This window comes from Frankia tisae, assembly GCF_025403405.1.
In the GTDB taxonomy this organism is placed as follows: domain Bacteria; phylum Actinomycetota; class Actinomycetes; order Frankiales; family Frankiaceae; genus Frankia; species Frankia tisai.
In genome coordinates, this window is record NZ_JANEZT010000379.1 from 1 (window position 1) to 6,370 (window position 6,370).

General features: G+C 73.7%; 5 protein-coding genes. All 5 read left to right on the forward strand.

What is annotated here, in order from left to right; translation table 11 throughout:
* The first annotated feature begins 563 nt into the window (after positions 1-563).
* The 5 genes from NBZ85_RS25985 to der all read left to right on the forward strand — a co-directional run bounded on the left by NBZ85_RS25985 (position 564) and on the right by der (position 6,061).
* Positions 564-1,286: a pseudouridine synthase gene (locus NBZ85_RS25985; RefSeq protein ID WP_261555507.1), complete on the forward strand. Its 723-nt coding sequence runs from the start codon at positions 564-566 to the stop codon at positions 1,284-1,286.
* Positions 1,287-1,676: 390 nt separating this feature from the next.
* Entirely contained in the window at positions 1,677-2,792 is a 1,116-nt protein-coding gene (locus tag NBZ85_RS25990; protein WP_261555506.1) for a prephenate dehydrogenase, read from the forward strand.
* Positions 2,793-3,046: 254 nt separating this feature from the next.
* Entirely contained in the window at positions 3,047-3,850 is an 804-nt protein-coding gene (gene cmk, locus NBZ85_RS25995; protein WP_261555505.1) for a (d)CMP kinase, read from the forward strand.
* Positions 3,820-4,566 (forward strand): lysophospholipid acyltransferase family protein, encoded by a 747-nt coding sequence (locus NBZ85_RS26000; RefSeq protein WP_372517694.1) that lies wholly within the window; start codon positions 3,820-3,822, stop codon positions 4,564-4,566. Before cmk ends, NBZ85_RS26000 begins: the two co-directional genes overlap by 31 nt.
* A 49-nt stretch (positions 4,567-4,615) precedes the next feature.
* Positions 4,616-6,061: a ribosome biogenesis GTPase Der gene (gene der, locus NBZ85_RS26005; protein ID WP_261555504.1), complete on the forward strand. Its 1,446-nt coding sequence runs from the start codon at positions 4,616-4,618 to the stop codon at positions 6,059-6,061.
* Positions 6,062-6,370: the final 309 nt, after the last annotated feature.

The following is a 6,370-nucleotide window of genomic DNA, read 5'->3' on the forward strand; positions in this document are numbered from 1 at the left end:
GTCCCACCTCGGAGGCTCGTCCGGCCGCCCGTGGGGAGAGCCGTCCGGTGGCCCGGGGTGAGGCTCGTCCCGTTCGTGGTGAGGGCCGTCCGGCGGCTCGTGGTGAGGCTCGTCCCGTTCGTGGGGAGGGCCGTCCAGCGGCTCGTGGGGAGGGCCGTCCTGCAGTCCGTGGGGAGGGCCGTCCCACCTGGGACGCTCGTCCGGCCGCCCGTGGGGAGAGCCGTCCGGCGGTCCGTGGTGAGGCTCGTCCCGTTCATGGTGAGGGCCGTCCCGTTCGTGGTGAGGGCCGTCCCGTTCGTGGTGAGGGCCGTCCTGCAGTCCGTGGTGAGGGCCGTCCCACCTGGGATGCTCGTCCGGCCCCGCGTGGGGAGGGCCGTTCCGCCCGTGGGGAGGGCCGTCCGGTGGCCCGTGGTGAGGCTCGGCCCACCTCGGGGGCTCGCTCGGTTCGTGGGGACACCCGCCCGGTTCGTGGGGAGGCTCGGCCGGCCCGGGAGACGGGGTCGGCTCGGGAGGAGCGCCCCGCCCAGGCGCCGCGGGACCCGTCGTCCGCCGCGGACGAGGGTATCCGGCTGCAGAAGGTGCTCGCCGCGGCCGGCATCGGTTCCCGTCGGCGTGGGGAGGAGCTCATCGCCGAGGGCCGGGTCAGCGTGGACGGTTTCGTCGTGCGTGAGCAGGGCCGCCGCGTCAACCCGGAGACCGCGATCATCGAGGTCGACGGCGACCGGATCGTCACCCGCACCGGCCTGGTCCATCTGGCGCTGAACAAGCCGCGCGGGGTGCTGTCGGCCATGTCCGACGACCGCGGCCGGCCCACCATCGCAGACCTGCTCACCGAGTTCGGCGGCGGAGGCGGCCTGTTCCACGTCGGCCGCCTCGACGGCGACAGCGAGGGGCTGCTACTGGTCACCAACAACGGCGAGCTCGCCCACCGGCTGACCCATCCCTCCTACGAGGTGCCCAAGTCCTACCTGGTCGAGGTCTCCGGACCGCTGCGCCGCGAGGTGCCGCGCACGCTGCGCGCCGGCGTCGAGCTCGAGGACGGGCTGGCGCGGGCGGACTCGGTGCAGATCGTCGATCAGGCGAACGGCCGGGTGATGCTGGAGATCGTCGTGCACGAGGGCCGCAACCGCATCGTCCGCCGGATGATGGAGACCATCGGCTACCCGGTGCACCGGCTGGTCCGCACTCGGCACGGCGCGGTGTATCTCGGCACCCTGCGCTCCGGCCGGGCCCGCCACCTCACTCGCGGCGAGGTCGGCGCCCTCTACCGCAACGTCGGCCTGTAGCCACCTACAGCAGCGATCTTCAGCGCGTCGCGCCAGGCGGGTCGGTGCTGGCCAGGCCAGTCAGACGCGCGGCCGATGTTCCGTCATCTGCGACGGTTGCGGGGGGGGGGGGCAATTGCTGGAGGTTGATGACGGTCGCGGGCCGGCGAACCGCGACTAACCTCCTGCATCTGCTGGTCTCCGGGCGGCGTGGCCCGAGGTCCGGAGGGCCGCGCCCCCATCCCTCGATGCCTCCCGCGGTCATCCAGCCTGCCCGCGGGGGACTTCAGGCGATGGCTGATCCAGGTCCTTGAGTTTTTCCGCGTAACCATCCGTTGCGGTGCGTGAGGGCCTGATGTTGTCGCTGGCGTGGCGGGTGTGTCGAAAGATGTCGCCATAGGCTGTGGGCCCATGGTCGGATCGGGCTGGGATGCTGCCCAGTTGCCGCGGCTGCGCCGGGTCGGTGTGGTCGGTACGGGTCTCATCGGCACCAGCATCGGGCTGGCGCTGTCCGCGCAGGGCGTGGAGGTCCTGCTCCGCGACGCCGACGAGGCCCAGGTCGCCATCGCCGCGAAGATGGGCGCGGGGCAGCCCTGGGCGGCGGGGGAGCGGGTCGAGCACGCCGTCGTCGCCACCCCGCTGCCGACGATTGCGACCGAGGTCCGGGCGTTGGCCCGCGGCGGGCTCGCCGACACGGTCAGCGACGCCGGCAGCGTCAAGGTCCGCCCGCTGGTCGAGGGCGTCCAGCTCGGCTGTGACCTGTCGATGTGGTGCCCGGCGCATCCCATCGCCGGGCGGGAGCGCCACGGCGCGGTCTCGGCGCGCGCGGACCTGTTCGCCGAGCGCGTGTGGGCCGTCTGCCCGGTCCCGCACACCGGTGCCGCGGCTCTGCATGCCACCGTGGCGCTGGCCCTGGCCTGCGGCGCCACTCCGGTGCGGACCACGCCGCAGCGCCACGACGAGGCGATGGCGACCGTCTCGCACGTGCCCCAGCTTGTCGCGAGCGCGCTCGCGGGGGTGCTGGTCGGGTTGTCGCCCCGGGAGGTTCCGCTCGCCGGCCAGGGGTTCCGCGACACCACCCGGCTCGCCGACAGCGACGCCGAGCTGTGGGCGGGGATCGTCGAGGGCAACCGCGGGCCGATCGCGGCGCGGATGCGCGCGCTCGGCTCCCGGCTCACCGCCCTGGCCGACGTCCTCGACGACGACGGCGCCGACGATGTCACCGCGGCGGTCATCGGGCTCATGCGGGACGGGCATGCGGGCCGCGCGCTGCTGCCGCGCAAGGCCGGCGCGACGGCGCGGTCCTGGGGCTGGGTCGGTGTCGTGCTCGACGACCGGCCGGGGCAGCTCGCCGGGATCGTCGGCCTCATCAGCACCTGGGACATCAACATCGAGGACGTCGGCCCGTTCGAGCACAGCCTGGACGCACCGGCCGGCATCGTCGAACTCGCCGTCGATCCGGCGGTCGCGGACAGTCTCGTCGACCGGCTCACAAGCACCGGATGGACGGCATACCGACGATCGTGATGCGGTACCGAGTAGCCTGATCCGGGTTGCACGCGACGGTTTCCGCCGCGGCGCGACCCGACGGGTTGACGCCACCGGCCCGCCCTTCGGCCCGGTCCGCGTGCCGGGAGTCGTCTGACGATCATCGTCCGGTGACCGCGGCCGCCGGTCCGGCTACCGCCCCGCGGTGCCGAGGGCCGGGGCGAACGCGACGCGGCAAGGGGTCCGCGGGGCGCGACCCGACGACTCTCATGTGTCCGGGACGGAGGAATCGGGTGAAGCCCGACCACGGGTCTGCGCTGTCGGAGGGCGGGAGCACCGCCGACGGGGTGAAGGGAACGTCCGCGCCGCTCGGGTCCGCGGGGAGTGCGCCCGCGCTCGCCGACGGCTCGGCCGAGGGAATGATCGTGGCGGTCGATGGCCCCGGCGGATCGGGAAAGAGCACGGTGGCCCGCGAGCTCGCGCGGCGCCTCGGGCTTCGCTACCTCGACACCGGGGCGATGTACCGCGCGGTCACCCAGCTCGCGTTGGAGCGTCGCATCGACATCGAGGATCCGCAGGCGGTCGCGGAACTCGCCGAGCGGGCCGTGCTCTCCGTCGGCACCGATCCGGACCGGCCATCAATCGCCGTCGACGGGGTCAGCGTGGACGCCGAGATCCGCACCAGGGCGGTCACCAACGCGGTCAGCGCCATCGCCGCGGTGCCCGCGGTCCGGGCCCTCCTCGTCGCCCAGCAGCGCCAGGTGATCGCCGCCACCCGGCCCAGCGGCATCGTCGTCGAGGGCCGCGACATCGGTTCCGTCGTCGTGCCGGACGCCGAGGTCAAGGTGTTCCTCACCGCGTCGACGGAGGTCCGGGCGCTGCGCCGGTCACGCCAGCTCGGGGAGAAGGGCGTCGACGACGTCGCGCGGACGCTGGCCGAGCTGGACCGGCGCGACGCGCTCGACTCGAGCCGCGCCGCCGACCCGCTGGCCATCCCCGAGGGGGCGATCGTGCTGGACTCGACGGCCCTGTCCGTCCCCGAGGTGGTCGACGAGGTCCTGCGGCGCTGCGGGCAGTCGTCGAACGTGACGACGTGACCGCCCCAGAACCGGCCTCCGAACCGGCCCCCGGGGCGGGGCTGCTGCACCGGGGCGCCGCCTCGCCGGTCTACAACGACCTGCCGCACCGTGTGCTCAAGCCCGGGGTACGGAAGATCATCAACAGGTTGATCATGCGGGTGACCCTGGAGGGGCTCGAGCACGTCCCCGTGGACGAGCCGCTGATCTTCGCGGGCAACCACAGCAGCTGGCTGGACGGCCCGCTGGTGGTCATCGAGGCGCCGCGCACCGTGCGCTGCCTGGTGAAGTCGGAGATGTACATCCGGATCGTCGGCCGCCTGCTGCTGATCAGCGGGCAGATCCCGATCGACCGGGGCCGCCCCGACCGCGAGGCCCTGCACACCGCGCTCGACGAGCTGTCCCGCGGCGGTGCGATCGGCGTCTTCCCGGAGGGCACCCGGGGCAGCGGGGAGATGGCCGCGGTCCAGCACGGCATCGCCTACCTCGCCGTCCACGGCCGCTGCCGGGTACTCCCCGTAGCCTGTATCAACACCGGCGACGCCCTGCCCAAGGGCGCGCGCTGGCCGCGCCGCTCGGTGCAGGTCAGGGTGGTCTTCGGTAAGCCGTTCGAGGTCGACGTGCCGGCGAACCCGCGCTCACGCCGGGCGCTCGCCGCGGTCGCCGAGGACATCCGGGTGCGGCTGCTCGATCATCTCGAGACCGCCCGCGCCTCCCCGGGCGAATCCGCCGCGTGATCATCGTAGATCACCGGTCCCGACGACAGGTGTGGCAGTGATGGCAGTGATGAGCAGACAGGACGCAGCGATGGACGGCGCCGAGGCGGCATCCGGCGACGACCTTCGGGACGGCGACTTCAGGGACGGCGATCTTCGGGGCGAGGAGCTGGGTCCGGTCACCGGCCAGCCGGTCGTGGCCGTCGTCGGTCGGCCCAACGTGGGCAAGTCGACGCTGGTCAACCGGATCCTCGGCCGCCGCGCCGCGGTCGTCGAGGACGTGCCCGGGGTGACCCGCGACCGCATCGCCTACGACGCGGTGTGGAACGGGCGCCGGTTCACCCTCGTCGACACCGGCGGTTGGGAGCCCGACGCCTCCGGGCTCGCCGCGCAGGTCTCCGAGCAGGCGGCCGCGGCGCTCGACACCGCCGACGCGGTGCTGTTCATCGTCGATGTGATGACCGGGGCCACCGACGCCGACGAGGCCGTCGCCCGGGTGCTGCACCGCAGCGGGCTGCCGGTGATCCTCGTCGCGAACAAGGTCGACGACAACCGGTTCGAAGCCGACGCCGCGGCGCTGTGGGGGCTCGGGCTCGGTGAGCCCCACCCCGTCTCGGCGCTGCACGGCCGCGGCAGCGGGGACCTGCTCGACGCCGTGCTCGCCGTGCTGCCCGAGGCCCCCCGCGAGGTCTTCACCGAGACCGACGGGCCGCGTCGGGTCGCGCTGATCGGCCGCCCCAACGTCGGCAAGTCCAGCCTGCTCAACAAGATCGCCGGTAGCCGCCGCTCGCTCGTGCACGACGTGGCCGGCACCACCCGCGACCCGGTGGACGAGCTGGTCACCGTCGGCGGTGAAGAGTGGATGTTCATCGACACCGCGGGCCTGCGCCGGCGGATCCGCGAGGCGTCCGGCGCCGAGTACTACTCGTCGCTGCGCACCGCCTCGGCGCTGGAGGCCGCGGAGGTCGCCATCGTCCTGCTCGCCGCGGACGAGCCGCTCACCGAGCAGGACCAGCGGGTCATCACCATGGTGATCGAGGCGGGCCGGGCGCTCGTCCTCGCCTTCAACAAGTGGGACCTCGTCGACGAGGACCGCCGGTACACCCTGGAACGGGAGATCGACCGCGACCTCGGCCGGATCGCCTGGGCCCCGCGGGTGAACGTCTCGGCCCGCACCGGCCGCGCCACCGACCGGCTGGCCCCGGCGCTGCGCACGGCGTTGGAATCCTGGGGCACCCGGATCCCGACCGGCCGGCTCAACGCCTGGCTCGGCGAGGTCGTCGGCGCCACCCCGCCGCCCCCGCGCGGCGGCAAGGTGCCGAAGATCCTGTTCGCCACCCAGGCGGGCGTGCGCCCCCCGCGGTTCGTGGTGTTCACCACCGGCTTCCTGGAGCCGGCCTACCGCCGTTTCCTGGAGCGCCGGCTGCGCGAGGACTTCGGCTTCGCCGGTTCGCCCATCGCCATCTCCGTCCGCGTCCGCGAACGCGGCGACCGCCGTAGCCCCACCGCCGGCTGACCCGGGGCGCGGGCACTCGGTGCCCCTGCCGACGGTTCGCCGGGTCGGATCAGGCGGGCCGTTGCGGGCCGGCCGCGGCGTAGGCGCGAGCGAGGTGGTCGCCGAGCCCGGTGATCGCCTCGCGGGCCGTCTCGACGGGCGGCTTGTGAGTGTAGCTGTGGTCGGCGTCGGGGAAGCAGCGGAAGGTGACGTCGGCCCCGGTGGCGCGGAGCTTCTCGGCGAAGATCCGGCCGTCCGTCTCGAGGGAGTCGAGCCCGCCGGTGGCTGACTCTTATACACATCTGACGCTGCCGACGACTAGTCGAGTGT

Bases quoted from the DNA above. Each gene is read 5' to 3' on its own strand.
- NBZ85_RS25990 (WP_261555506.1), top strand. From the start codon at position 1,677: ATGGTCGGATCGGGCTGGGATGCTGCCCAGTTGCCGCGGCTGCGCCGG.
- der (WP_261555504.1), top strand. From the start codon at position 4,616: ATGAGCAGACAGGACGCAGCGATGGACGGCGCCGAGGCGGCATCCGGC.